This window comes from Sphingopyxis sp. Q841, from assembly GCF_052384365.1.
In the GTDB taxonomy this organism is placed as follows: Bacteria; Pseudomonadota; Alphaproteobacteria; order Sphingomonadales; family Sphingomonadaceae; genus Sphingopyxis; species Sphingopyxis terrae_A.
Window position 1 is genome coordinate 190,060 of record NZ_JBQSUM010000001.1, and the last position, 24,788, is coordinate 214,847.

General features: G+C 66.6%; 31 protein-coding genes. 6 read left to right on the forward strand and 25 right to left on the reverse strand.

Annotated features, from left to right (window positions below):
* Positions 1-2: 2 nt before the first annotated feature.
* The 5 genes from queC to ACT17R_RS00955 all read right to left on the reverse strand — a co-directional run bounded on the left by queC (position 3) and on the right by ACT17R_RS00955 (position 4,446).
* Entirely contained in the window at positions 3-695 is a 693-nt protein-coding gene (gene queC / locus ACT17R_RS00935; protein ID WP_444808808.1) for a 7-cyano-7-deazaguanine synthase QueC, read from the reverse strand.
* Between the two features lie 185 nt (positions 696-880).
* Positions 881-1,252, reverse strand: a complete 372-nt coding sequence (locus ACT17R_RS00940) for a hypothetical protein (protein WP_234178632.1) — start codon at positions 1,250-1,252, stop codon at positions 881-883.
* 160 nt (positions 1,253-1,412) lie between these two features.
* Entirely contained in the window at positions 1,413-2,327 is a 915-nt protein-coding gene (hslO, locus tag ACT17R_RS00945) for an Hsp33 family molecular chaperone HslO (RefSeq protein ID WP_186402233.1), read from the reverse strand.
* The gene (gene argF, locus ACT17R_RS00950) at positions 2,324-3,262 is read right to left on the reverse strand and encodes an ornithine carbamoyltransferase (RefSeq protein WP_217372365.1); all 939 of its coding nucleotides are present in this window, start codon (positions 3,260-3,262) and stop codon (positions 2,324-2,326) included. The genes hslO and argF overlap by 4 nt, the downstream gene beginning before the upstream one ends.
* The gene (locus tag ACT17R_RS00955) at positions 3,259-4,446 is read right to left on the reverse strand and encodes an aspartate aminotransferase family protein (protein ID WP_062902667.1); all 1,188 of its coding nucleotides are present in this window, start codon (positions 4,444-4,446) and stop codon (positions 3,259-3,261) included. Before ACT17R_RS00955 ends, argF begins: the two co-directional genes overlap by 4 nt.
* A 172-nt stretch (positions 4,447-4,618) precedes the next feature.
* Between ACT17R_RS00955 and ACT17R_RS00960 the strand changes: the two genes are divergently transcribed.
* Both ACT17R_RS00960 and ACT17R_RS00965 read left to right on the forward strand, forming a co-directional pair.
* Positions 4,619-5,047, forward strand: a complete 429-nt coding sequence (locus ACT17R_RS00960; RefSeq protein ID WP_186402236.1) for a hypothetical protein — start codon at positions 4,619-4,621, stop codon at positions 5,045-5,047.
* Positions 5,044-5,967 carry a cation diffusion facilitator family transporter gene (locus tag ACT17R_RS00965; protein WP_444808809.1) on the forward strand — a complete coding sequence of 308 codons (924 nt, stop codon included), beginning with the start codon at positions 5,044-5,046 and terminating at the stop codon, positions 5,965-5,967. Before ACT17R_RS00960 ends, ACT17R_RS00965 begins: the two co-directional genes overlap by 4 nt.
* Here ACT17R_RS00965 and ACT17R_RS00970 read toward each other — a convergent pair whose 3' ends face one another.
* On the reverse strand, positions 5,968-6,954 hold the full coding sequence (locus ACT17R_RS00970; protein ID WP_234178629.1) for an LLM class flavin-dependent oxidoreductase: 987 nt from the start codon (positions 6,952-6,954) through the stop codon (positions 5,968-5,970). It abuts the gene before it with no gap.
* 49 nt (positions 6,955-7,003) lie between these two features.
* Complete coding sequence (locus tag ACT17R_RS00975; protein WP_444808810.1) at positions 7,004-7,456, reverse strand: Lrp/AsnC family transcriptional regulator; 453 nt, start codon at positions 7,454-7,456, stop codon at positions 7,004-7,006.
* 74 nt (positions 7,457-7,530) lie between these two features.
* Here ACT17R_RS00975 and ACT17R_RS00980 point away from each other — a divergent pair, with 74 nt between their 5' ends.
* Both ACT17R_RS00980 and ACT17R_RS00985 read left to right on the forward strand, forming a co-directional pair.
* The gene (locus tag ACT17R_RS00980) at positions 7,531-8,121 is read left to right on the forward strand and encodes a LysE family translocator (protein ID WP_186402240.1); all 591 of its coding nucleotides are present in this window, start codon (positions 7,531-7,533) and stop codon (positions 8,119-8,121) included.
* A 67-nt stretch (positions 8,122-8,188) separates the two neighbouring features.
* Positions 8,189-9,205 (forward strand): aldo/keto reductase, encoded by a 1,017-nt coding sequence (locus tag ACT17R_RS00985; protein ID WP_062902672.1) that lies wholly within the window; start codon positions 8,189-8,191, stop codon positions 9,203-9,205.
* On the opposite strand, the gene ACT17R_RS00990 is transcribed toward ACT17R_RS00985, so the two are convergent.
* The 4 genes from ACT17R_RS00990 to ACT17R_RS01005 form a co-directional block, all read right to left on the reverse strand.
* Positions 9,190-9,729 (reverse strand): hypothetical protein, encoded by a 540-nt coding sequence (locus ACT17R_RS00990; RefSeq protein ID WP_222103020.1) that lies wholly within the window; start codon positions 9,727-9,729, stop codon positions 9,190-9,192. The genes ACT17R_RS00985 and ACT17R_RS00990 overlap by 16 nt on opposite strands.
* Positions 9,730-9,787: 58 nt before the next feature.
* Complete coding sequence (locus ACT17R_RS00995; protein WP_444808811.1) at positions 9,788-10,657, reverse strand: dienelactone hydrolase family protein; 870 nt, start codon at positions 10,655-10,657, stop codon at positions 9,788-9,790.
* Between the two features lie 135 nt (positions 10,658-10,792).
* Positions 10,793-10,933 (reverse strand): hypothetical protein, encoded by a 141-nt coding sequence (locus ACT17R_RS01000; RefSeq protein WP_444808812.1) that lies wholly within the window; start codon positions 10,931-10,933, stop codon positions 10,793-10,795.
* The gene (locus ACT17R_RS01005; RefSeq protein ID WP_444808813.1) at positions 10,930-11,463 is read right to left on the reverse strand and encodes an HAD family hydrolase; all 534 of its coding nucleotides are present in this window, start codon (positions 11,461-11,463) and stop codon (positions 10,930-10,932) included. The genes ACT17R_RS01000 and ACT17R_RS01005 overlap by 4 nt, the downstream gene beginning before the upstream one ends.
* A gap of 62 nt (positions 11,464-11,525) precedes the next feature.
* Between ACT17R_RS01005 and ACT17R_RS01010 the strand changes: the two genes are divergently transcribed.
* Entirely contained in the window at positions 11,526-11,714 is a 189-nt protein-coding gene (locus tag ACT17R_RS01010; RefSeq protein WP_058811798.1) for a hypothetical protein, read from the forward strand.
* 10 nt (positions 11,715-11,724) lie between these two features.
* Here ACT17R_RS01010 and ACT17R_RS01015 read toward each other — a convergent pair whose 3' ends face one another.
* The 6 genes from ACT17R_RS01015 to glmU are packed head-to-tail and all read right to left on the reverse strand — an operon-like array spanning position 11,725 to position 16,442.
* Positions 11,725-12,138 carry a GFA family protein gene (locus ACT17R_RS01015; protein WP_444808814.1) on the reverse strand — a complete coding sequence of 138 codons (414 nt, stop codon included), beginning with the start codon at positions 12,136-12,138 and terminating at the stop codon, positions 11,725-11,727.
* Positions 12,135-13,958: a glutamine--fructose-6-phosphate transaminase (isomerizing) gene (gene glmS / locus ACT17R_RS01020; RefSeq protein WP_062902677.1), complete on the reverse strand. Its 1,824-nt coding sequence runs from the start codon at positions 13,956-13,958 to the stop codon at positions 12,135-12,137. Before glmS ends, ACT17R_RS01015 begins: the two co-directional genes overlap by 4 nt.
* Positions 13,959-13,973: 15 nt before the next feature.
* Positions 13,974-14,342 carry a type II toxin-antitoxin system VapC family toxin gene (locus tag ACT17R_RS01025; RefSeq protein WP_062902678.1) on the reverse strand — a complete coding sequence of 123 codons (369 nt, stop codon included), beginning with the start codon at positions 14,340-14,342 and terminating at the stop codon, positions 13,974-13,976.
* On the reverse strand, positions 14,339-14,725 hold the full coding sequence (locus ACT17R_RS01030) for a ribbon-helix-helix protein, CopG family (RefSeq protein WP_062902679.1): 387 nt from the start codon (positions 14,723-14,725) through the stop codon (positions 14,339-14,341). The genes ACT17R_RS01025 and ACT17R_RS01030 overlap by 4 nt, the downstream gene beginning before the upstream one ends.
* Before the next feature lie 38 nt (positions 14,726-14,763).
* Positions 14,764-15,078, reverse strand: a complete 315-nt coding sequence (locus ACT17R_RS01035) for a hypothetical protein (RefSeq protein ID WP_062902680.1) — start codon at positions 15,076-15,078, stop codon at positions 14,764-14,766.
* A complete protein-coding gene (gene glmU / locus ACT17R_RS01040; RefSeq protein WP_062902681.1) occupies positions 15,075-16,442 on the reverse strand; it encodes a bifunctional UDP-N-acetylglucosamine diphosphorylase/glucosamine-1-phosphate N-acetyltransferase GlmU in 1,368 nt (455 codons plus the stop codon). Before glmU ends, ACT17R_RS01035 begins: the two co-directional genes overlap by 4 nt.
* Positions 16,443-16,490: 48 nt before the next feature.
* On the opposite strand from glmU, the gene ACT17R_RS01045 reads away from it, so the two are divergent.
* Positions 16,491-17,153, forward strand: coding sequence for an HAD-IA family hydrolase (locus ACT17R_RS01045; protein WP_082820068.1), 663 nt, complete (start codon positions 16,491-16,493; stop codon positions 17,151-17,153).
* On the opposite strand, the gene ACT17R_RS01050 is transcribed toward ACT17R_RS01045, so the two are convergent.
* The 8 genes from ACT17R_RS01050 to ACT17R_RS01085 are packed head-to-tail and all read right to left on the reverse strand — an operon-like array spanning position 17,150 to position 24,736.
* Complete coding sequence (locus ACT17R_RS01050; RefSeq protein ID WP_186402247.1) at positions 17,150-18,163, reverse strand: nucleotidyltransferase domain-containing protein; 1,014 nt, start codon at positions 18,161-18,163, stop codon at positions 17,150-17,152. The two genes, ACT17R_RS01045 and ACT17R_RS01050, sit on opposite strands and share 4 nt — an antisense overlap.
* Positions 18,160-19,026, reverse strand: a complete 867-nt coding sequence (locus ACT17R_RS01055; protein WP_444808815.1) for an HprK-related kinase A — start codon at positions 19,024-19,026, stop codon at positions 18,160-18,162. Before ACT17R_RS01055 ends, ACT17R_RS01050 begins: the two co-directional genes overlap by 4 nt.
* Entirely contained in the window at positions 19,023-19,310 is a 288-nt protein-coding gene (locus ACT17R_RS01060; RefSeq protein ID WP_263588937.1) for an HPr-rel-A system PqqD family peptide chaperone, read from the reverse strand. The genes ACT17R_RS01055 and ACT17R_RS01060 overlap by 4 nt, the downstream gene beginning before the upstream one ends.
* Positions 19,300-19,749, reverse strand: a complete 450-nt coding sequence (locus tag ACT17R_RS01065) for a MarR family winged helix-turn-helix transcriptional regulator (RefSeq protein ID WP_062902685.1) — start codon at positions 19,747-19,749, stop codon at positions 19,300-19,302. The genes ACT17R_RS01060 and ACT17R_RS01065 overlap by 11 nt, the downstream gene beginning before the upstream one ends.
* A gap of 36 nt (positions 19,750-19,785) precedes the next feature.
* Positions 19,786-21,873: a TonB-dependent receptor gene (locus ACT17R_RS01070; RefSeq protein WP_444808816.1), complete on the reverse strand. Its 2,088-nt coding sequence runs from the start codon at positions 21,871-21,873 to the stop codon at positions 19,786-19,788.
* Complete coding sequence (gene maiA, locus ACT17R_RS01075) at positions 21,870-22,502, reverse strand: maleylacetoacetate isomerase (protein ID WP_062902687.1); 633 nt, start codon at positions 22,500-22,502, stop codon at positions 21,870-21,872. The genes ACT17R_RS01070 and maiA overlap by 4 nt, the downstream gene beginning before the upstream one ends.
* A gap of 9 nt (positions 22,503-22,511) precedes the next feature.
* Entirely contained in the window at positions 22,512-23,537 is a 1,026-nt protein-coding gene (locus ACT17R_RS01080; protein WP_263588939.1) for an SO2930 family diheme c-type cytochrome, read from the reverse strand.
* Positions 23,534-24,736 (reverse strand): parallel beta-helix domain-containing protein, encoded by a 1,203-nt coding sequence (locus ACT17R_RS01085; RefSeq protein ID WP_186402254.1) that lies wholly within the window; start codon positions 24,734-24,736, stop codon positions 23,534-23,536. The genes ACT17R_RS01080 and ACT17R_RS01085 overlap by 4 nt, the downstream gene beginning before the upstream one ends.
* Positions 24,737-24,788 lie beyond the last annotated feature (52 nt).

The following is a 24,788-nucleotide window of genomic DNA, read 5'->3' on the forward strand; positions in this document are numbered from 1 at the left end:
GGTCAGGCCTCGACTGCGTAGCGCGTCGGGTCGGCGAGCCCGGCGTCGGCGAAGCCCTTGCGGCGCAGGCGGCAGCTGTCACACAGGCCGCAATGCAGTCCCTCGGGCGTCGGGTCGTAACAGGACCAGCTCATCCCCGCATCCATGCCGAGCCGCGCCGCCTCGGCCGCGATGTCGGCCTTGGTCATATGCTGCAGCGGCGCATGGATCACAAAATCGACCCCCTTGTCGCCGTCGCGCGTCGCGAGCTGCGCGAGATGCTGGAAGCCCGCGATGAATTCGGGGCGGCAATCGGGATAGCCTGAATAGTCGAGCGCGTTGACGCCGATGAAGATGTCCTGCGACCGCCGCGCTTCGGCGAGGCCGAGCGTCAGCGACAGGAAGATCAGGTTGCGCGCGGGAACATAGGTGACGGGAATATCCTCGCACACGCTGTCCTTGGGCACATCGATGTCGGCGGTCAGCGCCGACCCGCCGAAGCGCCGCAGATCGAGCGGCAGCACGATATGCTCGGCCGCGCCCACCGCCGTCGCAATCCGCGCCGCCGAGTCCAGCTCGACGCGGTGCCGCTGGTTGTAATCGACGGTCAGTGCAACGATCCGTGCCCCCGCCTCGCGCGCCAGTCCTGCGCAAACCATCGAGTCCAGACCGCCCGACAGAAGGACGATCACCGTTTTTCCGGAAAGATCCTGCATCGCGGCGCGATACGCCCGCGCCGCGCTTCGCGCAAGACCGCGATTTGTGCGGCGCACCAAAGAAAATGGGCCGCGCGTCGTTCGACGAGCGGCCCAGTGCGGCATGAATGCCGTTAGGGAGAAGGACACACATCGGCGTGTCGCAATCCCCCTTCTAGCGAAGGATGGTTAACAAAAGGTTTGTTTCAGCAGCCGCCGGCGCGGCGCGCCTCGATCGCCTGCGAGAAGGGCTTGCCGTCGGCGATCCCCTGCGTGTCGATCTGAACGAGGCGGTTCGTTTCGCTGCGGATCGTGGTGCGGCCATGCCCGGCGCCGGGGCAGGTGTAATGCACCGTCACCGATGTCGGCGTATCCTCGATCACATAGCGCGAGCAGGTCGCGCGCGGATGATAGACCTGGATCAGGCGGCGCGCGTCACCCAGACATACGGTCTGGAGTACCGCATCCGTGCCGCGCTCGCGCAGCTGCCAACTGCCCTTTTCCAGCCGGTCGAGCATGGCCAGCGTCGGCGCCTGCGCAGGCACCGCGCTCGCCGCTCCGGTCAGGGCAAGCGCCATCGCCGATATGCGAAACATGGGAGAGAAGATCGTCATTTGCACCTTGTCCACCGGCCGTTCCGTGTGGAACGGCAACGACCCCGCGCATCACCTAATCATCGAACCCGCATATTTCAACCATTCAGCGCACGCATGCCTCGCTTCATCGACGGCCCGTGCGTCAGTGGCGGGTCGCGATCTCGGCGAGCGGGACGGGGAACAACCGCGAACAAAAGGCGCAATCGACCTGGATGATCCCCTCTTCGTCGGCCATTTCCTGCCGTTCGGCTTCGGGAAACTGTGCCAGCACCCGCGCATAATGGTCGATGTTGCAGCGGCAGCCGCGCGACACCGCCACGCCGGGTTCGACGCGCACTTCCTCTTCGTGGAACAGCCGCCACGCCAACGTCTCGAGCGAGGCCGCGGCGTCGGTCAGTTCCTCGTCCTTCAGCGTCGCCGCAATCGTGCGCGCATGGTCCCATTCGGGATGATCGGCGCGCGCTTCGATCCGGTCGCGCCCGACCTCGCCGTCGGGCAGATGCTGCAGCAGCAGCCCGCCGGCGACACAGCCGAGCTCAGCGTCGTGCCGCGCGCAAAGGCGGACGAGGCTCGGTATCTGCTCGGACTGCTCGAAATAATGTTCGGCGGCATCGGCGATCGACGATCCTTCGAGCGGGACGATCCCCTGCCAGCGCTCGCCGCTCACCGCCTGATCGAAGGTGATCGCCAGAAAACCCTCGCCGAACAGACCGAACAGCGTCGGATCGGGGCCGACCTCGGCCAGTCGTTCGGCATCGAACTTCAGATAGCCACGCAGCTCGCCAGCGCGATAATCGCAGACGAGCAGATCGACGGGACCGCCGCCGGTTTGCGCCTGCAGCGTCATCTGGCTTTCATCGTCCTTGAGCGTCGAACCGAGCAGCACGGTCAGCACCAGCGCCTCGGCGAGCAGCTTTTCCATCACCGGCGGATAGCTGTGCGCCGCCATGATGCGGTTGAGCACCGGCCCCAGCCGCACGAAGCGGCCGCGGACATGCCGCTCGGCGATGGTGAAGATCAGGGGTTCGTCGAACCAGGTTTCGCGCGTCTCGCTCACAATTTCCCCAACGCCCACAAAAGAACCGATTTCTGTGCATGGACGCGGTTTTCCGCCTCGTCCCACACGCGCGACTGCGCGCCGTCGATCACCGCATCGACCACCTCTTCGCCGCGATGAGCGGGCAGGCAGTGGAGGAAGAGCGCATCGCCCTTCGCCTTGCCCATCAATCGCTCATCGACCTGATAGGGCGCCATTGCGGCCAGTTTGTTGTGGGCATGCTCCTGCCCCATCGACACCCAGGTATCGGTGACGACGATATCGGCGCCCGCGACCGCCTCGGCCGCGTCGCGCAGGATGTCGATGCGCGCGCCCTGTGCGCGGGCCGCCTCGACGAAGCGCATGTCGGGGTCGTAGCCTTGCGGCACCCCGGCGCGGACATTGAAGCCGAACAGCCCCGCCGCCTCGATCAGCGAGGCGAGCACATTATTGCCATCGCCAAGCCACGCGAGCTCAAGGCCGGGCAAGGCCTTGCCGCCCTCGACGATCGTCAGCAGGTCGGCAACGATCTGGCACGGGTGCGACAGGTCGGTCAGCCCGTTGATCACGGGGACGCTGGCATGTTCGGCCAGCTCCTCGATCTTCGCATGATCATCGGTGCGGATCATGATCGCATCGACATAGCGCGACAGGACGCGCGCCGTATCGGCGATGGTTTCGCCGCGGCCGATCTGCATCGACCCCGCTTCCATCACCATCGCGCTGCCGCCGAGCTGGCGGATCGCCATGTCGAACGACGCGCGCGTGCGGGTCGAATTCTTCTCGAAGATCATCGCCAGCACATGGCCCGCAAGCGGCGCGTCGGCATCGACCCGGCCCTTGGGCCAGGCTGCGCGCGCCGTCTTGCGGTCGATCGCGTCGGCAAGCATCGCCGCAATGGCATCCCCGCCCGCGTCGGACAGGTTCAGGAAATGCCGCAGCGCGGGTGCGCTCATGCTTCCGGCGGCGTGTAGCTCGCCGCCCCCGCCGACAGTTTCTCGATACATTCGTCGATATGACCCTGTTCGATGTTCAGCGGCGGCAGGATGCGCACGACATTGTCGCCCGCCGCGACCGTCAGCAGTCCGTGGTTGTCGCGCAGATGCGCGACGAAGGCACGGCTGTCGGACTTCATCTTGATGCCGAGCATCAGGCCCATGCCGCGGATGCTTTCGAACAGATGATCGTGATTGGGGATAAGCTGTTCGAGCGCGCCGCGCAGCCGCTCGCCCGTCGCCTTGACCTGATCCATGAAGCCATCCTCCAGGATGACGTCGAACACCGCCTGCCCCGCCGCCATCGCCAGCGGATTGCCGCCATAGGTCGATCCGTGCGTGCCGATGACCATGCCGCGCGCCGCCTTTTCGGTGGCAAGGCAGGCGCCGAGCGGGAAGCCGCCGCCGATGCCCTTTGCGGTCGCCATGATGTCGGGCGCGACGCCGAACTGTTCATGGGCATAGAGCGATCCGGTGCGCGCGACGCCGCACTGGACCTCGTCGAACACCAGCATCAGGTCGCGTTCGTTGCAGATGTCGCGCAGCCCCTGCAGAAAGGGTTGCGACGCCGGGCGGATACCGCCTTCGCCCTGCACGGGTTCGAGCAGGAAGCCCGCCGTGCTGTCGTCGACCAGATCGAGCGCGGCGTTGAGATCGTCGAAGGGCGCATAGGCAAAGCCCGGAAGCAACGGGTCGAAGCCCTTGCGCAGCTTTTCCTGATTGGTCGCCGAAATCGTGCCGAGCGTGCGCCCATGAAACGCATTGTTGAAGGTGATGAGCGTGTGCTTGTGCGCATTGCCCGCGCTTGAATGATAGGCGCGCGCGGTCTTGATCGCACATTCGACCGCCTCGGCGCCCGAATTGGTGAAGAACACCGTATCGGCGAACGTATTGTCGACCAGCCGCTGCGCAAAGGCTTCACCCTGCGGGCTGCCGTAAAGGTTCGACACATGCATCAGCGTCGCCGCCTGATCCTGGATCGCCTTCGTCAGATGCGGATGGCCGTGACCGAGGAGGTTGACCGCGATGCCGCTCGCGAAATCGAGATAACGCTCGCCGCGCTCGCCGATCAGATAGGCGCCCTCGCCTCGCACCGGACGCACACCGCACCGGGGGTAAACGGGCATCAGCGGCGTGATCGACATATCGGGCACCTTTCCAAAAAGCCTAAAGTAAAAAGGCGACCCCAAAGCGGGCCGCCCTTGCACGGGCCGCCCCTATACCGCCGCCGCCAGAGGCGCGTCAACACGGCGCCTGACCCTGTCCTGTTCGATGCAACCAAGCCCTTTGATCCGCGTTCGCCCAATGATGCGAAAGATGCCCGCGCTCCTGTTGCTGCCCCTGCTGCTCGCCGCATGCGACGGCATGCCGCGCGATGCCGGCGGCACCAGCGAACGCATTTCCCGCACCGGCACGATGCGCGTCATCGTCCTTCCCGCGACACCCGACGCCGCGCCCGCGCTCGCCCTGCTCGGTCGCTACGCTGCGGCGCATGGCGCAACCCTCGCGCGCGTCGAGGCGCATGGCGAGCACGCCCTCCACATGCTTGAAGAAGGCGATGTCGATGCGGTGGTCGGCCATTTCGCCAAGGCCTCGCCGTGGAAGACCGAAATCGCGCTGTCGAAGCCGCTGACGCATGGCGAGCCCGACGATGCCGACACGCCCGTCCTGCGCATTGCGCGCCGCAATGGAGAAAATGCCCTCGTCCTCGCTACCGACCGCATGGTCGCAGAGGCGCGGCGATGACCGTCCACGGCGGTATTGATCCCGTCATCGCCGCCGACGTCCGGCGCGGCGAACGGCTCGAATGGTGGACGCTCTTCTGGATGAGCAGCGTGATCGTGCTGATGTGGCTGACGATGGGCGCCAGCCAGGCGATGAAATCGGCGGTGATCGAAGATTTTCTGAGCCTGGTGCCCGCGATCGTCTTCCTGCTCGCGGCGCGATGGGAACGCCGCGATCCGAACCGGCGCTTTCCCTTCGGCTATCGGCGGGGCAACAGCCTGGCCTTTCTGATCGCGGCAACCGCGCTGCTCTCGGTCGGTGCCTTCCTGTCCTATGAAAGCATCACCACGCTCATCCGCCGCGAACATCCCACCGTCGGCGGCGTCAACCTCTTCGGCCACACGGTCTGGCTCGGCTGGCTGATGATCGCGGCGCTGGTCTATTCGATCGTCCCGCCGATCATCCTCGGCCGGATCAAGCAGCCCGTTGCCGAACGCATCAAGGACAAGGTGCTGCACACCGACGCGCTGATGCAAAAGGCCGATTGGCAGACCGGGCTGGCGGGCATCGCGGGCATCGTCGGCATCGGTCTCGGCTGGTGGTGGGCCGATGCGACGGCAGCGCTGTTCATCGCGCTGTCGATCGTCAAGGACGCGATCGGCGCGCTCGATCAGGCGGTCGCCGAACTGCTCGACGGGACGCCGCGCAAACTGGCCTCGAACGAACTGTCCGACGATGCCGAGGATCTGATCGCGGCGCTCAAGGCCCGCTATGGCGATGTCAGCGTGCGGCTGCGCGAAACGGGCCGCTATATCGATGCCGAGGTCGATTGCCCTTCGCCCGCCGACGTGCCGACCGCCGCCGACCTGATGGGCGACGACGCGGCGTGGCGCCTCGCCAGTCTGAGCTTCCGTCCCGAACCGAGCGATCCGCCCGCCTGATCAGAGGCGCTTCGCCGCCTCGATCGCGATGGCGAGCGAGCGCTTGCGCGCGACATGGTCGTACATCGACGACGCGACGATCACCTCGTCGGCGCCGGTGCGCGCGGCAAAACTCTCTAGGCCCGCGGCGATGTCGTCGACCGTGCCGACCGCCGAACATTGCAGCACATGGTCGAGGATCGCGCGCGCATTGGGCGGAAGGCTGTCCTTGTAACCCGCCAGCGGCGGCTTCATCTTGCCCGGATTGCCGGTGCGCAGCGCGACGAACGCCTGCTGCTGCGACGAGGCGAGCAATTCGGCCTCCTTGCGCGTGTCGGCGGCGAAGACGTTGAACGCGGCGGCGGCGTAGGGCTCGGCCAGCTGCTCCGAGGGCCGGAACTGGCGGCGATAGATGTCGAGCGCCTCGTCGAGCGCGTCGGGCGCGAAATGACTGGCAAAGGCATAGGGCAGCCCGAGCATCGCCGCGAGCTGCGCGCCGAACAGGCTCGACCCCAGGATCCACAGCGGCACATTCGTCCCCTCGCCCGGCACCGCGCGGATACCCAGCCGGTCGTCCCCGGCAAGGAAGGCCTGCAATTCGACCACATCCTGCGGAAACTGGCGCTCGTCGCTCGCAAGATTGCGGCGCAGCGCCTGCGCGACGCGGCCGTCCGATCCCGGCGCGCGGCCAAGGCCCAGGTCGATGCGGCCGGGAAACAGCGCCTCCAGCGTCCCGAATTGTTCGGCGATCACCATCGGCGCATGATTGGGCAGCATGATTCCGCCGGCGCCGATCCGGATGGTCGACGTCGCCTGCCCGATATGCGCGAGTACCACCGACGTCGCCGCACTCGCGATCCCCGCCATCCCGTGATGCTCGGCCACCCAGTAACGCGCATAGCCGAGCGCTTCGGCATGGCGGGCAAGATCGGCGGCATTGGCGAGCGACTGGGCGATCGTGCCCGTGTCGGTGACGGGGACGAGATCGAGGAAGGACAGTTTCAGCATGAAACCGATATGCGGTGGCGGACGATGAGGTTCAAGGCGTTACCCTCGATCAAGCCCGCTCGTCCTTCGGCGAATCCATCAGCACATAGGTGGTGATCGAATGGACCTGCGGCAGCACGCCGAGCACTTCGGTATGGAAATGCTTGTACGCCGCCAGATCCTGCGTCTCGACGCGTAGCAGATATTCGATCGTCCCGGTAATATTGTGGCATTCGCGCACTTCGGGTGCGAGCGCCATCGCCGCTTCGAAATCGCTCCGCGACTTCTTCGTGTGCGACGACAGGCCGACGGTCACATAGGCCAGAAAGGTCAGCCCCAGCTTCGCCGGATCGACCACCGCGCGATAGCCCTTGATGACCCCGCTGCGCTCGAGTTCCTGCACGCGGCGCAGACACGCCGAGGGCGACAGCCCGACGCGGTCGGCGAGCTCGATGTTGGAGATTCGCCCCTCGCTCGCAAGTTCGCGCAATATCTTGCGGTCAATCTGATCCAGTCCAGCCATAAGTTGCAAAACTTATCACATTGACGCCCAAATTTGCAACCCGCCGGGACAGTTTCGCCCTTATGTTGCGCGGCATGCAACAGACCACCTTCGCCGCGCTTGCCGCCTTTGCCCTCGTCTCGTCGATCACGCCGGGGCCGAACAACATGATGCTGATGGCTTCGGGCGCCAATTTCGGACTGCGCCGCACCGCGCCGCATGCGCTCGGCGTGGGGTTCGGCTTCACGCTCATGATCGTCCTCGTCGGCGTCGGGCTGATGGGCCTGTTCGACCTGTTTCCGGTGTTGAACCTCATCCTCAAGGTCGTGAGCGTCGCCTATCTGCTGTGGCTGGCGTGGAAGATGGCCAACGCCGGCGCGCCGAGCGGCGGCGACAGCCTGCGCGGCAGACCGATGAGCTTCGGGCAGGCGGTGCTGTTCCAGTGGGTCAATCCCAAGGCCTGGTCGATGGCGCTGACCGCGATCGCGCTCTATGCGCCCGATCGCAATATCGCCGCGGTCCTGCTCGTCGCCGCGATTTTCGGCGTCATCAACCTGCCCTCGACCAGCCTGTGGGCGGTGATGGGCGTTTCGCTGCGCGGCTGGCTGTCATCGCCCGCACGGCTGCGCGCCTTCAACTGGACGATGGCGGCGCTGCTCGTCGGATCGCTCGCGTTGCTGATCTGATTGCAAGGTTGCGATCCGCAACCTATGCACGGGCCAGCTACCCCTCTCGAGACCGGAGATCCGCCCCATGAAAACGCGCCGCCTGGGCCAGAGCGCCATCCACGTCACCGACATCTGCATGGGCACGATGACTTTCGGCAGCCAGACCGACGAGGCCGAGGCGCTGCGCATCCTCGACCGCTGCTTCGACGAGGGGATCAATTTCTACGACACCGCCGAAGGCTATCCGGTACCGCCGGACATCAAATGGGTCGGCCGCACCGAGGAGATCGTCGGTCGCTGGCTCAAGACCAAGAACCGCGACGCAATCATCCTCGCGACCAAGGTCTCGGGACCGAGCCATGTCTGGTTCAAATCGCCGTGCCGCGGCGGCATGACCGCGCTCGACCGCCACAACATCCGCACCGCCATCGAAGCAAGCCTGACGCGACTGCAGACCGACTATGTCGACCTCTACCAGACGCACTGGCCCGACCATGACGCGCCCTATGATGAGATCATGGACGCGCTCGACGAGCTGGTCCGCGAAGGCAAGGTACGCATCCTCGGCTGCTCGAACGAGACGAGCTGGGGCCTCATGAAATCGCTCGCGGCGTCGGAAAAGCTGGGGGTCGCCCGTTATCACACGATCCAGAATAATTTCAGCCTCAACAACCGCCGCTTCGAGGACGAGCTGGCGCAGGTCTGCCGCCAGGAGGGCGTCAGCCTGATCCCCTATTCGCCGCTCGCCGGCGGCGTCCTGTCGGGCAAGTATCAGGGCGGCGCGACGCCCGAAGGCGCGCGCTTCTCCCGCTATCTGGCGATGGAGGGGCGGCAGGCCGCAATGGGCCGACGCTTCGTCAACGACAAGTCGCTCGCCGCCACCGAACGCTATCTCGCGATCGCCGCCGAGGCCGGCATCGACCCGGTGACGATGGCGACCGCCTGGTCGAAGCAGCATGACTTCGTCGCCTCGACCATCGTCGGCGTCAGCGGCTACGACCAGCTCGAACCGATCCTCGCCGCAAAGGAGCTGGTGCTCGACGCCGCGCTGATGAAGACGCTCGACCGCGTCGGCAAGGACATCCTCTACCCGATGGGGTGATCGACACGGCGAAGCGTCGGCCATTCGAGGACGAGCGCCTCCCCACACCGTAAGCCCCGCCATGCCTTCGACACCGTATCGAAGGCAGCAAACACGTCGGCTTGGACAGCGTCGATCCGCGCGCGCTCGTCGCTGCTGAGCGTTGTGCGCACGCGCGCAGCCTCGTCCACCGCCGCGCGCTGCGACGCGCTGTCCGAACGGGTCCGGCTGCGCCAACCGATGTCGAACAGGAAAGCGGCGAGCTCGGACAGTTCGCCTTCGCGCCCCTGCCCCTTCATCAGCGCTGCACCCTTCGCTGCCTGTTTGCGCGCCGCGCGGCGATGGGTCCTGGCATCGGCGCCTTCCGGGGCGCCGATATGAAAGGACCCGGCATCCCCGCCCGCCGCAATCTGGCCGAACACGCCGCCTTTCAACCCGAGAAGCGCTTCGGCGACAAAATGCACCATGTCGTGCGGCAAGTCGGGATCGAAACCCGGCGCGGGATCCATCACCAGGGCCGGCGCCGACGCGCGATCGATCCGCATCGCGTAACGCCGCTCGCCCGACCGAATGAAATGAACCCTCATCGCATCATCGGCGGCGTCAGAGCGCCGCCTTGAACAGCTCGAGCATCCGCCCCCACGCCTTTTCGGCTGCCGCCTCGTCATAGGCCCGGCCGTCGGGCGGGCACCAGCCGTGCATCGCGCCCTTATAGACCTCGACCTCGTGCCACTGCTTGCGCGGCAATAGGACCGCGTTCAGCCGGGTCTTTTCTTCAGGGTCCTTCGCATCGTCATTATCGGCGATCGCAAAGAGATACCCGGCGTCGCTCGCGGGGATCAACAGATGCGGGCTGTCGGGCTTGTCGGTCGCGACCGACGCGCCGTGAAAGCTCGCCGCCGCCTTGACGCGCGCCGGGTTCAGCGCCGCGGTATAGATGACCATCGGCCCGCCCATGCAATAGCCCGCGGTGCCGACCCCTTTCGTCGTATCGACCTCCGCCTGCGCATCGAGGAAGGCGAGATGCGCCTTGGCGTCGGTCTGCACGAGCGCGCGGTTCAGTTGCTTGAGATAGCCGAACAGCGTCTCGCGCACGCCGGGATCGTCGAAATCATGTCCTGCATAGACCACCGGCGCCTTCGCCCAGCGATAGAAGGGGTTGACGCACAGCACGGAATAGCCCGCCCCGGCAAGCCGGTCAGCCATCTGGCGAAAGGCGGGGCGCAGCCCGCGAATGTCGGGCCACATCAGCACACCGGGATGCTTGCCCTCGCCGGGCGCGACGAAATAGGCGTCGACGGTGCCGTCGTCGGTCGTGATCGTGACGTCGCGCCCCTTGATCGTCCCAGCCGCACAGGCCGCTGCGGGCAGCATTGCCGCCACCGCCCCGACGCCCATCAGCGCGCCGAAGTCGCGGCGCCGCACGGGCAGACCGGCACGGTCAAGGTCGGCTTCGGTAAATTCATCGCACATCGCATCTCTCCTCGGGTGAGGTGGGCCGTGAGAAACGGCAGGAAACCGCCGCTCGTCACGCGCGATCAGGGTTCGCGCGGACGGATCGCCGGGTTACCCGCAGCCTAACCGGCCTTTCCCTTGCAGGACAGCAATTTATGCGGTGGCTGCAATCGGCAGGCGGTGCAGCGTGGCGAAGTCCTCCGCAACATGGTGGACGCCAACGGCGCGCAGCATCGCGCCATGCGCGCCGCGATCGACGATATGCCCGGCGCCGCAAAAGCCGACGACTGTCACCCCGCGGCAAGCGCCGCCTGCGCGCCCGTCGGCGAATCCTCGATCGCCAGACAGGCGGCGGGAGCGGCGCCGATACCCTTCGCCGCCGCCAGATAGATGTCGGGATGCGGCTTGCCGCGATTCCAGCCGTCGGCGCTGTAGACGTGCCGGCCGAAATGATGCGCAAGCCCGAAGCGGTCGAGCGACATGGCGATATAGGCAGGGCTGCTCGACGAGGCGATCGCGCGCGGCCGGTCGCCCAGCGTCGCCAGAAACTCGGGCGCGCCCGGCACCGGCGCAAAGCCCTCGGCAAAGCGCTCGCGCGCCCGCGCCCGGTGCTGCTCGCGAAAATCAGGTGGCAGCGGCCCGCCGAGCCGCACCTCGATCCGCCGCTGCGTCTCCTGCCAATTATGGCCGTAATAGTCGCGCAGACACTCGTCATAGCTCGTCGGCAGGCCGATCGCGGTCAGGCTTTCGGCAAGCGTCGTGTTGGCGCGCACCTCGCTGTCGGCGATGACGCCGTCGAAATCGAAAATGATGGCGGTGGGCATTACGCGAAACTCATTATCTTCATACTTCACCGATAGAGCGGCCGGGGTCAGGAGACACAGTCATGAAATTCATTACCCTGAAATCGCGCGGCGGCGACTATCTCCTCGTTGCCGAAAATGTCGCCTGGCTTCGCGACTATGAAAATGGCCAGACGCAGGTCGGTATGGTCGGCGGTGCGCCGCTTCTGGTCGCCGGCAAGATCGACGACATTGCGGCGTCGATCCTGGCGCAAGCGAACGCGGCGGAGTGAACCACCGGACTCAGGGCATCATCGCGGCTTCGCGCGCATAGCCCCACGCCCCCTCGCCCGACCAGCCGCGCCCGTCGGGATAGACGAGCTTCAACCCGCTGAGCCGGTCGGGCGCGAACAGCCGCATGTTGACCCCCATCAGATCGACCGCGCCGCCCATCCGCTCGATCAACCCTGCGGTCGCCGACCAATGCGTCGAACAGCCGCAGGTCGCACAGAAATGCAGATCCGAATTGGGGTTCGCCCGGTCGGCGCGATTATAGGTCCGCGTTTTGCCCCCGATCGCGACGTCCTTCGGCGAATAATAGGCCCAGAGGATGCCGTGCGAAAGGCAGAGCGAGCAATTGCACTCGGCCACCTCTTCGGGCGCCTTGGCAAGACGCACCGAGACGGCGCCGCAATGGCAGGTCGTGTTCCAGGTCACTCCACCGTCACCGATTTCGCCAGATTGCGCGGCTGGTCGACGTCGGTCCCCTTCGCCACCGCCACATGATAGGCCAGCAGTTGTACCGGCACCGCATAGACCAAGGGCGCGATCAGCGGGTGGACCTTGGGCATCTCGATCGTCGCCATGCAGCCGTCGCCGGCTTCGGCGAGGCCTTCCGCATCCGAAATCAGTACGACCTTCCCGCCGCGCGCCATCACTTCCTGCATATTGCTGACGGTCTTTTCGAAAAGCGGCCCGCTGGGCGCGAGGACGATCACCGGAACCGCCTCGTCGATCAGTGCGATCGGGCCGTGCTTCATCTCGCCCGACGCATAGCCTTCGGCGTGAATATAGCTGATTTCCTTGAGCTTCAGCGCCCCTTCGAGCGCCAGCGGATAGTCGGGGCCGCGCCCCAGATAGAGGACGTCGCGCGCCGGGGCGATCAGATGCGCCATCGCTGCGATTTCCTCGTCATGCGCGAGCGCCGCATTCAATGCGGCGGGCGCTTCGATCAGATGCTTTACGATCTCGCGCTCGTCAGCCTCGCTGAGCTTGCCCTTCTTGAGCGCGAGGTGCGCGGCGAGCGCCGCGAGCACCGCGAGCTGACAAGTGAAGGCCTTGGTCGACGCGACGCCGATTTCCGGCCCGGCGTGCGTCGGGAGAAGCAGGTCGGCCTCGCGCGCCATGCTGCTCGTCGGCACGTTGACGACCACCGCGATCGTCTGGCCGTTGGCCTTGCAGTGGCGCAGCGCGGCGAGCGTGTCGGCGGTCTCGCCCGACTGCGAGATGAAGAGCGCGAGCCCGCCCGGTTGCAGCACCGGATCGCGGTAGCGGAACTCGCTCGCGACATCGATGTCGACCGGAACCCGGGCAAAGGTCTCGAACCAATATTTGGCGACCATGCCGGCATAATAGCTGGTGCCGCACGCGACGATGGTGATGCGGTCGATCGCCGACAGGTCGAAATCCATCTGCGGCAGCGCCACCGTCTGTTCGAGCGGGCGGATGTAGGAGGAGAGCGTCTGCGCGACGACGGTCGGCTGCTCGAAAATCTCCTTCTGCATGAAGTGGCGGTAATTGCCTTTTTCGACTGCCGCGGCGGTGACGCCCGACGTCGTGATCTCGCGCGTCACCGGATTGTTGTCGGCGTCGTGGATCTGCGCGCCGCCCTTCGTGATGACGACCCAGTCGCCCTCTTCGAGGTAGGAAATCTTCTGCGTGAGCGGCGCGAGTGCGAGCGCGTCCGAACCGAGATAGGTCTCGCCTTCGCCATAGCCGACGACGAGGGGCGAGCCGAGGCGCGCGCCGATCAGCAGGTCGGGATGCTGGCGAAACGCGATCGCGAGCGCGAAGGCGCCGCGAAGCTGCGGCAGCACCGCCTGCACTGCCTCCTGCGGCGACTTGCCCGCCTCGACCTGTTCCGAAACGAGGTGCGCGACGACTTCGGTGTCGGTTTCGCTTTCGAACACCCGGCCGCGCGCCTGCAGCGCCTCGCGCAGCGGCTTGAAATTCTCGATGATCCCGTTGTGGACGAGCGCGACTTCCTGCGTCGCGTGCGGGTGCGCATTGCTCGTCGTCGGGGCGCCGTGGGTCGCCCAGCGCGTGTGCGCGATCCCGACGGTGCCGGGCGCCGGATGGCCCGCCAGTTCCTTGACGAGATTATTAAGCTTCCCCTCGGCGCGGCGGCGGATCAGCTGGCCATCCTCGACCGTGCACACCCCCGCCGAGTCATAACCGCGATATTCCATGCGCCTCAGCCCGTCGACGAGGCGATCCGCCACTTGGGCCTGGCCGATAATTCCGATAATTCCGCACATGGGGATTCTTTCTGCTTAGCGAATTTGAGGGACGCGAATACCCGGCATATTTGCCGGGAAATCCTTGACATTTCGGGTCACGAGGATGCGATGATTAACCTGCGCCGACGCCAGGATCATGGCATCGGCAAGCTTCAGGCGCGGACGCTCCCTGCGCAAAGCAGCCGCATGTGCCGCGATGCGCGTATCGACTTCATCGATCGAAAAGCCGCCCAGAAAATTTTCGATGATCTTGAGCGTGCCGCCGGGCTCTTTCGACAACACCTCGATCCATGTGATGCGGCTGATCCAGGGACGGTCGACGCGCGCAATTTCCGCATGCGCAATCCGGTCCCCGGTCAGCGCATCGATCAGGATGTTGCTGTCGAATGAGTAGCCGCTCACTTTTTCTTCTGCTTGCGCGAAGGCTTCTTGCCCGACTTTCGGGGCGCCTTCATTTCAAGGTAACGCTGACGCTCCCGGCCATCATCCTCGTCGAACAAATCTGGGAATTCAGCCTTCACTTCCTCATAATCATCGTCCCACGGACGAGTCCAGGATGCCCGCTCGCGACGCTGCCATTCAACGGCGTCGCCGATGTCATCCCGATCATTCCATGCGCCGAAGGCCTGATCGAGCCAATGCTTCGAACCGGCATCGTGCGATTGCGCCTTATAGGTGGCCACGACATCGCGGAGAATCGACGCGCGCGACTTGCCCTGCTCGGTCGCAAGCTGGTCGAGCCACTTGATGTCCTCATCGGGCAGGTCGGCAAGTATCCGCGTCATTGATATACTGATATCATATCATGATATCATGTCAATCCTCACGCGCGCCCGAAATTGCGGTCGACGAAGGTCATTGCAAATTGCACCGGATCGGCAGGGCGGCCGTGCGCGGCAGCGAATTTGACGCGGCCGTCGTCCCAAATCTTGCGGATCTGCGCCGCAAGGTCGGGCGCGAATTTCATCTGCTGCGCAACCATCTCCTGCCAGCTTCCGGCAAGGCCCAGGCTGTGGCGCAGCGTCGGTTCCATCGCCGCACAATAGCTGCGCGTCGGCTCGTCGAGATGCCCGATCGCGTCGAGCACCCAGGCGTCGACATAACGCAGGAAGGGCTTGTCTTCGTAACGGTCGCTCATGCCTTTTTCTCCGCCGCCTTCTTCTTGCGCATCGCGTCGTGGAAGCGGTCGGCCCAGCCGGGCTTTACCGACTGTTCGGCGCGGACAATGCGCAGCTCGCCATCCATCACGTCGCGCGTCACGGTGCTGCCCGCCGCGACGATCGCGTCGGCGCCGATCTTCACCGGCGCGACCAGCGCGCTGTTCGACCCGATGAAGGCGCGTTCGCCGATCACCGTCTGATATTTGAAATAGCCGTCGTAATTGCAGGTGATTGTGCCCGCGCCGATGTTAGCGCCCGCCCCCACCGTCGCATCGCCGATATAGCTGAGGTGGTTCGCCTTCGCGCCCCTGCCGAGCACCGCCTTTTTCACCTCGACGAAATTGCCGACCTTCGCCTTGTCTTCCAGCACCGCGCCGGGGCGCAGCCGGGCATAGGGGCCGACCTCGCACCCCGCGCCGATACTCGCGCCCTCGATATGGCTGAAGGCGCGGATCGTCGCGCCGTCGGCGACGCGGACGCCGGGGCCGAAGACGATATTGGGCTCGACCGTCACGTCGCGGCCGATTTCGGTGTCCCAGCTGAACCAGACGGTTTCGGGCGCACGCAGTGACGCGCCGCCCGCCATCGCCTCCTCGCGCTTGAACGCCTGCCACTGCGCCTCGGCAGCGGCGAGTTCGGCGCGGCTGTTGATCCCCGCGACGTCGGCAGCGTCTGTCCTGACCACGGCGCAGTGCCGACCGTCGGCATTGGCGATATTCACGATATCGACGAGATAATATTCCTTCGCCGCGTTGTCGTCGGTTACGCGTGCGAGCAGCGCGAATAGATCGGCCGCCTTTGCCGCCATCAGTCCCGAATTGCAGAGGCGTACCGCGCGTTCGGCCTCGCTCGCGTCCTTGTGCTCGACCATTTTCACGACGCGATCGCCATCGGTGATCACGCGGCCATATTGCAGCGCATCATCAGGCTCGAACGCGAGGACGACGACTGCGGGCGCATCGGCAGCGTTCAGACGGTCGACCATTGCCTGCATTGTCGCGCTGGGCACAAAAGGCACATCGCCATAAAGGATCAACACATCGCCGGCGAAGCCCGCAAGCGCACCTTGCGCCTGCTGCACCGCGTGCCCCGTGCCGAGCTGCGGCTCCTGCACCGCCAGCGCCGCGCTGCCCGCGAGTGCCGCCTCGATCTGGTCGGCCTTGTCGCCGACGACGACGACCTTCTTCGCGGGCGCCAGCGCGTCGACCGCGGCCATCAGATGCATCAGCATCGGCCGCCCGGCAATGGGGTGCAGCACCTTGTGGAGATCGGACTTCATGCGGGTGCCCTTGCCCGCGGCAAGGATGACGGCGGCGATGGAATTGCTCATGCCGCGTGCCATGCCAGCAAATCATTGCGGTTTCCAGAGCGAGCGGCCATGCGGACCGGCATGAGCGACTTTCCCTTCCGCATCGTCGGCTTCGATCTCGACGGCACGTTGATCGACACCGCGGGCGACCTGACCGCCGCGGTGAACCATGCGCTGGCGCGGATAGACCGCGCGCCGCTTGCCGAAACAATGGTGCGGCCGATGATCGGGCTCGGCGCGCGTCACATGCTCGAACAGGGGCTGATCGCGACCGGCGGCGTTCCGGCGGAGGATTTCGATCGCTTGCTCGGCGAACTTCTTGCCTATTACGAAGCGCATATCGCGATCGAGAGCCGCCCCTACCCCGGCCTGATCGCGGCGCTCGACGCGCTCGAGGCGCGCGGGGTGCGCTGCGCGGTGGCGACCAACAAGGCCGAACATATGGCGCGCAAGCTGCTCGGCGAACTGGAACTGGCGGATCGCATGGCTGCGATCGTCGGCGGCGACACGCTCAGCGTCCGCAAGCCCGCGCCCGACCCCATCATCGCGATGATCGAGCGGAGCGGCGGCGGGCGAACCGCCTTCGTCGGAGATTCAATCTATGACGTCATGGCGGCGCGCGCCGCCGGGGTGCCCAGCGTCGCGGTGCGTTTCGGCTTTCTCGATCGCCCCGCCGAAGCCTTGGGCGCCGACCATCTTATCGGCCATTATGACGAGCTTCTGCCGCTGCTAGCGGGACTCTAGCTCTTCCGCCACTTCGTCCAAAGGTGCTTCGCCAGCAGCACCGGCGGCATGCGCAGCCAGTGCGAGCGGATGTAGAAAGCCTGTTGCAACGCGAAATTCGTGGGTCGCCCCCAATCGTCGCGCGCGAGCAGGCGGCGGACGAACCAGCCATCGCCCGGCTCGCGCCGGTCCCAGCCGGGCGGCAGCGCCGCACCGTAAAGATCGCGCGCCAGCCGGGCGGCGCGCTGCACCGGCGCGCGCAGTCCATGAAGCGCGGCGCGCGCTTCGAGCTTAGCCCAGAAATCCGCATCGGCGGCCGCGAAGTCGCGCGTCAGGCAATGGAAATCCCACAGATTGCGCAGGCCGCCCTGCAAGTCGCCGTCGGCGAGCAGATGCGCGGCGCAGTGGCACGCCATGTCGCTCGGACACAGCACGGCAAAACCGCCATCGACCAAGACTGCATCGCCGATCATCGCCAGCGCATCGGGCGTCACCCGGTGCGTGCGCGGCAATATCGTGTGGTGGACGTCGATCATCCGGTCTCGGCCCGAGTGGATCAAGGGCGGCAACTCGTGCATATGCTCGCGGTAATAGGCGTCGTCATAGGGATCGGGCTTCACCCATTCCCAGCCCGCCTCGATCAACTCGTTTTCGGCGCGGCCGATGTCGTGCCAGCCGACCAAAATGTCGAGGTCGCCGATCTGGCGCCCCTCGGCGCAAGACAGGCCCGCCGCCGCATAAGCGGTGCCCTTCAGCAGCACGAACGCGATCCCTTCGGGCGCGAGCGCGCGGCGCGTCATCTCGGCCTCCCACAGCGCCTGCGCCCGCGCGACCGCGGCGGCGGCGCGCTGGTCGGCAAGCAGCGCCGCGACGGGCGGCGGCAGCGCCGCATCCGCAAGCCGGTGGGCGAGCGTCGCGAGCAGCGCCTCGGCGCGCGCGGCGCCGATCACTCCGTTCCAGTCGCGCGGCGCTAGGCCGTCCGCATCGCGCCGCCCCGCGAGCAGATCGATCAGCGTACGCACCGCGCTCATCGCGCTGCCTCCGTCCATAATTGCTCGACCAGCGCCATGCCGGCCGCGCTGTCGGGATAGCTGATGCCGAAAGCGGGGGCCTCGCGGACCAGCCGCGCCAGTGCGGCAAAGCCCGCCTCGCCGAGCGCGACATAGTTCGTCGATGCTTCGGTCAGGCGGACGAACACCTCGCCCGGCGCCATCGGCTCGATCGCCGCCGTGCCGCCGAAGCGCGGAAACAGGATCAGCGCGGGCCGGGCCGGTTCGTGCATCGCGGCGATCGCATCGACGCGCGGGATCAGATGGCGGATATCGCCCTTGGGCGTTCCGGCAAGCAGCGGGCCGAGCCGTGCGGGGTCGACGCGCACCGCCAATTCGGCGATCGCCGCATTCTTCAGGCTTATGGCGCGCGGAAAGCCCAGCGCATCGCCGCTTGCGGGTTCGATCAGCGTGAATTCGTCGCCCATCAGCCGCCACGCGCCCTCGCCGAGCAGCGCCGCGAGCGTCGATTTCCCCGACCCTGATTCGCCCGACAGGATCACCGCGCGCCCGCCGCGCGCCACTGCGCTCGCGTGGAGCAACATGTGCCGCCGCCAGCCGAGCGCGACCTGCAAATTCATCCCCATTTCGGCGGCCAGCAAGCCCATCGACAGCGGCAGCGGCAGAGCGTCAGGAACGATAAAATCGCCGCCGATATGCACCGAGGGGCGCAGCCAGCGGCGCCACGGGCGCGCGGCGAACAGCCGCACCGTCGCATCGGCGGGGCGCGCCATGTCCTCGGGATAGCCCGCATAAAGGCGGTCGAGCGCCTCGATCGGCGCGCGCCAGTCGCTGCCGATGCGAAACTGGACCGGCCCTACCGCGATGCGCGTGCTGTGCCTCACGCCGGCGCCACCAGCCCCAGCGCCGCAAGCTCGGCGAGCCGCTCGCGCAAGACCGCCGCGACATCGTCGCCGCCCGCGCCCCCCAGGTCGAACATGGCGGCAAGCCGCTCCGCCAGCGCGCCCGCATCGCAGGGCGTATCGCCCATTGCGGCAATTATTTCGGGCATGGGCGCGACGACAAGGTGCGTCTGCATCGATCGCCGGTCGAAGATCGCGGTCAGGTCGCCAAGCGGCTCGATACGCAGCGCGCCGGCCTCGGGGGCACGATAAAGCCTATCCGCCATAATCTTCCGCGGCGCTCGTCAGCTTGGCGAGGATCGCCATCAGCGCGGCGCGCTCGCCCGCGTCCAGCGCCGCCTCCAGCTTCGCCTCGCTGGCGAGCGCAGCGGGCACGATCGCGTCATAGAGCGAGCGGCCCTCCGCGGTCAGTTCCAGATGGTGCGAGCGTCCGTCGGCCTCGTGCGCCTGGCGCGCGATAAGCTGGCGGTCGGCCAGCGCCTTGGCGGCGCGATTGACCGTCACCTTGTCCATCCGCGTCGCGGCGACCAGTTCGCGCTGGGTCAGCGGTCGCCCTTCGCCGAGCACCGCCATCAGCCGCCATTCGGGGATCTTCAGGCCGAAGCGGCTCTGATATTCGGCGGCAATCCGGCTCGAAACCGCGTTCGACGCAATCGACAGCCGATAGGGCAGAAATTCCCCGAGATTGAGTGTCTTCGCCGCCATGCCCCTATCCTTATCGCCTCTGCGCCGCCTGCGAAATCAATAAGCGGCGCGTATACCTACCCACAAGGTCCGCGGCGTCGCGCGTTCCAATATGCCCGCCGACGACAGCGCCGCCGGAACGAGCGCGTCGAAGATATTCTCGCCGCGCGCTTCGATCCGCAAGCCCTGCGTCAACCGCAACGACATCCCGGCATCGACGGTCAGCGCATCGCCGAGCGGTTGCAGCCCCAGATCATCCTCATTCTGCCTGCCGATATAGCGCAGGGTCGCGAAGCCGCCGAACGGTCCCGCATCGCCTGCGCGCAGCGACAGGCTGGCGCCATGTTTCGCGATCTGCGCCGGCCGCTTGCGGTCGAGCGCAGCCGCGGCGCCCGACGCCGCGACGCGCGCATCGGTGAAGGCATAGGTGGCGCGCAGCGTCAGCGGGCCGGCGCGCTGTTCGGCGCTGACTTCGGCGCCCTTGCTGTCGATCGCATCGAGATTCTGGCGCTGGCTATAGCTCGCCCCCGCCGCGACGAAACCGACGCCGGGGAAATTGCCCGGACCGGTGCCCAGCGTGACATTGGCGATCGCATTGTCGAGCCGGTTCGCGAACAGCGTGACGCTCAGCTTCGTACCGCCGCGCCTCCAGTCGGCGCCGATCTCGCCGCCCCACAATCGTTCAGGAGCCAGCGCCTCGTTCGCGGCCGTCGCATCGGCGCCGACGCGGAAGGGCCGGTAGAGTTCGTTGAGCGTCGGCAGGCGCCAGCCGCGATAGGCGGCGGCGCGCAGCGCCACATCGCCCGCCGACCAGCGGACACCCGCACGCCCACTGCCTTCCCAGCCCTGCCGCGCCGCAAAGCGGGCGTCGGTGATCGTCGATCCACCGAAATTATATTCGTGCCGGTACCCGGTGCCGATCCACCATTGATCGACCCGGCCGCTGAGCGTCCACAGCAAGCCGTCATCTTCGCCACCCGACGTCCATTCGGCGAAGGCGCCGACGGTGTCGCTGCTGCCCCCCGCGCTGCGGTGACGGCCGGGATTGAGGCCAGTGAAGAAATAATCCTCCTCGGTCCGCCCGACGGTGCGGTGCCAGTCGGCGCCGATACGCAGCGGGTTGGCCGCGCCGAACGCAGGCCGCAATTCGACGCGCGCGCCGAGCCCGGTCGCCGGCACCTGCTGAAAGAGCGCCGGCGCCACGCTGTTGCGGTTCGCCGCGACGCTGGCAAAACCTGTGTCGAAGTCGCGGACCTGGACATAGCCGAGCGCGAGCCATTGCAGCCCGTCCGCGGGTTCGTGCAGGTACCGCAAGCTGGCATCGATCCCGTCGACCGTGCTGGTCGTGAAATCAGTGCCGCGGTCGCGCCGGTCCGAAAAGCCGCGCACGCTCGCCTCGATCCGGCTGTCGGGGCCGGTATCGAAGCGCAGGCGTACGCCCAGCCCACCTTGCCGATAGGGCGCGGCGCGATCGGCGCTGCCCCGCTGTCTTTCGACGACGGGCACAAAGCCATCGCCGCGGCTGTAGCGGCCGTCGACCGCGACCTGTCCGTCGCCAAGCCGCGTGCCGACGCTGAACGCCGCATCCCAGCCGTCACGGCTGCCATAGGCAAGGCTCGCCTCGCCGCCGTCGGTCATCTGCGAATAGAGCGCAACGGTGCCCGCCAGCGCGCCCGGTCCGTCGGCGCCGCTGCCGCCGCCACGGGCAATCGCGACGCCGCCCAGCCGGATCGCATCATAGGCGCTCCACGCCACCCAGCCGCCGAACGGGTCGGCCTGCGGCACCCCATCGAGCGTCACCAGCGCGCGGCTCGACGCATTGCCGCCCAGCCCGCGCAGCGTGACGCCTTGGCTCGTCGGATGCGCCGATCGGCTGTCGCTGCGGCGAAACTGGACCAGCCCCGCCTCGTCGCGCAGCCGGTTCTCGACGCGCGCGCCAAGGCCGGGATCAAGGTCGGTCAGCACGGCCACCGCCTGCCCCGCGTCGCCGCTCCCGCTGAGCAGGCCGCCACCGGTCACGATGATGTCCTGCGGCTGCGGGCGACGATAGTCGGCGATCACAATGTCGCTATCGGACGCCGCCTCCTGCGCCAGCGCCGCCGCCGGCATCGCCAGCGCGGCCACCCCCAACACCAGCCGGATCACGCGGGCTTCACCGCATCGGGATGCGCGCGCCGGAACGCCTCATGCTCCATGCACGCAGCGTCGATTTCCATGAGGCGCGGATAATGATCCAGCGGCACCTCGAACCGGCGTGCATTGTACATCTGCGGCACCAGACAGCAGTCGGCGATCCCCGGTTCGTCGCCGCCAAGATATGGGCCTTCGCCGGCCATTGCCTCCAGCGCATCGAAGCCTTGCAATATCCATTCGGCGATCCAGCGATCCTTGGTCTGTTCGTTGAGCCCCAGGTCGCGGGTCAGATATTTGAGCACGCGCAGATTGTTGAGCGGGTGGATATCGCACGCGACGACATAGGCCTGCGCCAGCGCTACCGCGCGCGCCATCGGATCGTCGGGGATCAGCCGCGGTTCGGGGTGCGCGCGGTCGAGCCAGTCGATGATTGCAAGGCTCTGGATGATCGGCTCGCCGTCGGCGACGAGCATCGGCACGAAGCCCTGGGCATTTTGCGCAAGATAGGCGTCGCTCTTCTGTTCGCCGGCGATCAAGCTGACCTCGACGCGCTCGTAATCGAGACCTTTGAGGTTCAGCGCGATGCGAACGCGAAAGCTGGCCGACGAGCGGAAATAATCATGGAGGATGAGAGCGGTCATCGGGCCAGCCTAATGCGCGTCTTTGGGCATCGCCGCAATCCATTCCCGCAACAGCGCCGCGCCTTCCTTGTGAACCGTCGAGCGGCCAAGTTCGGGCATCGCAATGCCGGGGTCGAGACTTTCGAGGCGGTAGATCAGGAAACTGTGGTCGGGATCGCCCGGCTGGATCGCGAAATCCATGCCGCCGCTTCCGCGCCCGGCCGCTGTCGGACGCTTGCCGATGCCGTAGTTGACCCCGACCGGGTCGGTCCAGCGCAGGAACAGCCCGCTGTTCGACGCGCTGCCCTCGGGATTGTGGCAATGTGCGCAATTGGCCTCGAGATAGGCGCGCGCGCGGTCCTGCAGCGTGCCGCTCGCCGGATCGTCCCAGCGCGGCATCGCCGGCTTCAGCGCCGCAGGGTTGGTGAAATAGAGCGCGCGCGTATCGGCGCCGACCGTATCCGCCAGCACCATGTTGCGGGCCTTGGGGCCGATCGGGACGATCGCACCCGCGCGGCTGTGGCATTCCTTGCACTGGTTGCGGTTGGGCACGCCATATTGGATCGCATGCGCCGTCCCGTCGGGGCTTTTGAACGCCACCGGCACGCGCCGCCCCGCGATGGCGAGCGAGGCGTCCCGGCCGTCGGCGTCCCAGATATAGGGCAGCGCCACCCAGCCGCTCGCGCGGTGGATCAGCAGCCGCGTCTCGACCGGACGGCCATCGTTGAAGTCGGGCCAGCCGAAGCTTTTGACGATCACAGTGCCGACCGGAAAATCGACCGTGCCGTCCGCCAGCACCGTCGCCCGCTTGCCCGCCGGGATCGACACGAACCGATGCTTTTCGGCATAGTCGCTGAACAAGGGCGTGCGCAGCGTGTAGGCAAAGCTCGCGATCGGCCGCGCCGGATCATTCCCCGCGAACAGCCCAAAGGCGGAGAGCTTTGCGGGCATCGCGCTGCCCACGATCAAGGCCTGATCGACCGCGGCCGGCGCCGCCCCGCCGCCCGCGCTGGCGTAGAGCAGCGCCGCGATCAGCGCGGCGGCGATACGCTTCACTGGACCTTGGCCTCCATGCCCTCCGGCAGCACGATGGCGGGCAGCGCGGGCGGCGGCGTGCCGCCCAGCTTGACCGGCACCGGCTTCGCTTCGCTCTGCGGCGTCGTCACGTCGGGCAGGCCGAGCGACAGCACGCCGACATCGTCGAGGACGATCGCGTCGCCCGCGCCGTCCCACAGCACCGGCGGAATCGCTCCGCCCATTGCCGCCGCGATCTCGGCTCCGCCCGGAAAGGCCGGCGCGAAGCCCGCCTTGCCATGCGCATTATCGCGCACGACGATCTGCCGCGGCAGCGGCTGATATTTGGGGTCTTTCTGGTCGTAGCGATAGCCGACGATCATCACATTGGCGGTGCCATTGTCCTCGAACACATTGTCGAAAACCTCGACATTGCGGTTCGCCATCACCAGAACCCCGGTCCCCGTCGGCACGCTGGCGACGATATTGCCCTTCGGCGCGAAATTGGGCGTGCTGTTGTCGCTGACGACATTGTCGAAGACGCGGACATTATGCCCGCCTTGCTGCGGCAGATTGGGCAGGTCGAACACCAGGATCCCGCCGGTATTCTTGTTCGCGATATTGTCGTGCACGTCGGCGTCGAAACAGTTTTCGATCTCGATCCCGGCGACATTTTCGGTCGCGATCGAATCGCGCACGACGATGTTGCGCGACTGGCCCACATAAATGCCGGCGTCCGACGCGCCGCGCACATAGACGCTGTCGATCAGCACATCCTGGCTTTCGACCGGATAGATGCCATAGGCGCCGTTGGTTTCCTTCGGGCCCGCGGTCCATTCGACGCGCAGTTCGTTGTAGACGATGCGGTCGGCACCTTTCGACTTGATGCCGTCGCCGCGCGTGTTGAGCACCGCGAAATTGGTCAGCAGCACATCGTCGGAGGTGACGAGCAGCCCCTCGCCCGCTCCCTGCTGCCCTGAAAAGTCCAGGATCGATCCGCCCTCGCCGGTCCCCGCGCCGCGCACCGTGACGTTATCGACATCAAGCGACAGCCCGTCGGTCAGCTTCCAGGTGCCCGCACCCAGTTGCACGACATCGCCGGGCTCGGCGAGGATCAGCGCTTCCTGCAGTTTCTCGTTGGCGTCGGCGCCCTCGGCCGAGACATTGATCGTCTTGGCCGCGGCCGGACTGGCGGCGACCGCGACCATCGCGGCGGCCAGCGACAGGACATGGAATCGCATTGCACACTCTCCCTTGTTTTGCCCGAGCATGCGGCAAGACTTGACGGATGCC